This window comes from Gordonia sp. CPCC 205515, assembly GCF_048537925.1.
Taxonomy (GTDB): domain Bacteria; phylum Actinomycetota; class Actinomycetes; order Mycobacteriales; family Mycobacteriaceae; genus Gordonia.
Genome location: NZ_JBCLVJ010000032.1, coordinates 1 through 3,385 on the forward strand (window position 1 = coordinate 1; position 3,385 = coordinate 3,385).

The 3,385-nt window shown below is 55.6% G+C and carries 2 rRNA genes; both read left to right on the forward strand.

The features are described from left to right. Positions 1 to 12 precede the first annotated feature (12 nt). Positions 13 to 3,152: ribosomal RNA gene (locus tag AAFP30_RS28750) — 23S ribosomal RNA — on the forward strand. A gap of 116 nt (positions 3,153 to 3,268) precedes the next feature. Beyond that, positions 3,269 to 3,385 (forward strand): 5S ribosomal RNA (gene rrf / locus AAFP30_RS28755).

Consider the following 3,385-nt stretch of genomic DNA (forward strand, 5'->3'; position numbering starts at 1 on the left):
TGTAGGTGTTGTTTGTAAGTGTGTAGGGCGTTCGGTGGATGCCTTGGTACCAGGAGCCGATGAAGGACGTGGGAGGCCGCGATAGTCCTCGGGGAGTTGTCAACCGTGCTGTGATCCGAGGGTGTCCGAATGGGGAAACCCACCACCCGTGATGGGGTGGTACCACCAGCTGAATGTATAGGCTGTGTGGGGGGAACGTGGGGAAGTGAAACATCTCAGTACCCATAGGAAGAGAAAACAATTGTGATTCCGTGAGTAGTGGCGAGCGAAAGCGGAGGAGGCTAAACCATGCGCATGTGAGACCGGGTAGGGGTTGTGTGTGTGGTGTTGTGGGGCCTGTCTTCTTCGGTCTACCTGCCGAAGCGTGAGTGATAAAACTGTGGGTTAGGTGAAGTGGCCTGGAATGGTCTGCCGTAGTCGGTGAGAGTCCGGTAGCTGAAAACCTGTGGTCTTGCGTGATGGGTGCCCAAGTAGCAGCGGGCTCGTGGAATCTGCTGTGAATCTGCCGGGACCACCCGGTAAGCCTGAATACTTCCTGGTGACCGATAGCGGACGAGTACCGTGAGGGAAAGGTGAAAAGTACCCCGGGAGGGGAGTGAAATAGTTCCTGAAACCGGACGCTGACAATCCGTCAAAGCCTGTGCACCCTTTGGTGGGTGGTGGGTGATGGCGTGCCTTTTGAAGAATGAGCCTGCGAGTTAGTGCTCGGTGGCGAGGTTAACCCGTGTGGGGTAGCCGTAGCGAAAGCGAGTCTGAATAGGGCGTGGAGTCGCCGGGTCTAGACCCGAAGCGGAGTGATCTACCCATGGCCAGGGTGAAGCAGCAGTAAGATGTTGTGGAGGCCCGAACCCACTTCAGTTGAAAATGGAGGGGATGAGTTGTGGGTAGGGGTGAAAGGCCAATCAAACTCCGTGATAGCTGGTTCTCCCCGAAATGCATTTAGGTGCAGCGTTGTGTGTTTCTTGCCGGAGGTAGAGCTACTGGATGGCCGATGGGCCCTATCAGGTTACTGACGTCAGCCAAACTCCGAATGCCGGTAAGTGAGAGCATGGCAGTGAGACTGCGGGCGATAAGGTTCGTAGTCGAGAGGGAAACAGCCCAGATCGCCGGCTAAGGCCCCTAAGCGTGTACTAAGTGGAAAAGGATGTGGGGTCGCGAAGACAACCAGGAGGTTGGCTTAGAAGCAGCCACCCTTGAAAGAGTGCGTAATAGCTCACTGGTCAAGTGATCCTGCGCCGACAATGTAGCGGGGCTCAAGTACACCGCCGAAGCCGCGGCACTCCACCAATACATCGGTGGCGTTCTATGGAATGTCATCTAGTGGGTGGGGTGGGTAGGGGAGCGTCCTGCATCCGTGGAAGCCACAGAGTGATCTAGTGGTGGAGGGTGTGGGAGTGAGAATGCAGGCATGAGTAGCGAAAGCCCAGTGAGAAACTGGGCCGCCGGATGACCAAGGGTTCCTGGGCCAGGCTAATCCGCCCAGGGTGAGTCGGGACCTAAGGCGAGGCCGACAGGCGTAGTCGATGGACAACGGGTTGATATTCCCGTACCCGTGTACAGGCGTCCATGCTGAATCAACTGTACTAACCATCCAAAACCCAATGGATCACCTTCGGGTGACTGGCGGGGGCTGCATGGGACCTTGGTTGGTAGTAGGCAAGCGATGGGGTGACGCAGGAAGGTAGTGGGGCCAGTCAGTGGTAATACTGGTGTAAGCCTGTAGGGAGACGCATAGGTAAATCCGTGTGTCATAGATCCTGAGAGGTGATGCGTAGCCGTTGCGGCGAATTCCATGATCCTATGCTGCCGAGAAAAGCCTCTAGCGAGTTGGTACACGGCCCGTACCCCAAACCAACACAGGTGGTCAGGTAGAGAATACTAAGGCGATCGAGAGAACTGTGGTTAAGGAACTCGGCAAAATGCCCCCGTAACTTCGGGAGAAGGGGGACCTGCACTGGTGAACACTCTTTGCGGTGGGAGCTGGTGGGGGTCGCAGAGACCAGAGAGAAGCGACTGTTTACTAAAAACACAGGTCCGTGCGAAGTCGTAAGACGATGTATACGGACTGACGCCTGCCCGGTGCTGGAAGGTTAAGAGGACCGGTTAATCACTTTCGGGTGGTGAAGCTGAGAATTTAAGCCCCAGTAAACGGCGGTGGTAACTATAACCATCCTAAGGTAGCGAAATTCCTTGTCGGGTAAGTTCCGACCTGCACGAATGGCGTAACGACTTCTCTGCTGTCTCAACCACAGACTCGGCGAAATTGCAGTACGAGTAAAGATGCTCGTTACGCGCGGCAGGACGAAAAGACCCCGGGACCTTCACTATAGCTTGGTATTGGTGTTCGGTTCGGTTTGTGTAGGATAGGTGGGAGACTGTGAAGCGGCCACGCTAGTGGTTGTGGAGTCGTTGTTGAAATACCACTCTGATCGTATTGGACTTCTAACCTCGGACCCTGATCGGGTTCAGGGACAGTGCCTGGTGGGTAGTTTAACTGGGGCGGTTGCCTCCTAAAAGGTAACGGAGGCGCCCAAAGGTTCCCTCAGCCTGGTTGGCAATCAGGTGGTGAGTGTAAGTGCACAAGGGAGCTTGACTGTGAGACGTACAGGTCGAGCAGGGACGAAAGTCGGGACTAGTGATCCGGCACCAACGTGTGGAAGTGGTGTCGCTCAACGGATAAAAGGTACCCCGGGGATAACAGGCTGATCTTCCCCAAGAGTCCATATCGACGGGATGGTTTGGCACCTCGATGTCGGCTCGTCGCATCCTGGGGCTGGAGTAGGTCCCAAGGGTTGGGCTGTTCGCCCATTAAAGCGGCACGCGAGCTGGGTTTAGAACGTCGTGAGACAGTTCGGTCTCTATCCGCCGCGCGCGTCTAGAAACTTGAGGAAACCTGTCCCTAGTACGAGAGGACCGGGACGGACGAACCTCTGGTGTGCCAGTTGTCCCGCCAGGGGCATTGCTGGTTGGCTACGTTCGGAAGGGATAACCGCTGAAAGCATCTAAGCGGGAAGCCTGTTCCAAGATGAGGTTTCTCACCACCCTTCGGGGTGGGTAAGGCCCCCCACAGACCATGGGGTTGATAGGCCAGAACTGTAAGCCCAGTAATGGGTGTAGGTGACTGGTACTAATCGGCCGAGAGGCTTACCAACAACACTTAACACCAATAAGTGACAGGTAAAGCTCTGTTCGCATCCACTATGCATCTTCTGAAACAACACACAACAACAAACAAACACCGTTGTTGTGACGGACTGTTTCACAAAGTTACGGCGGCCATAGCGGAGGGGAAACGCCCGGCTCCATTCCGAACCCGGAAGCTAAGCCCTCCAGCGCCGATGGTACTGCACCCTAACCAGTGTGGGAGAGTAGGACACCGCCGAAC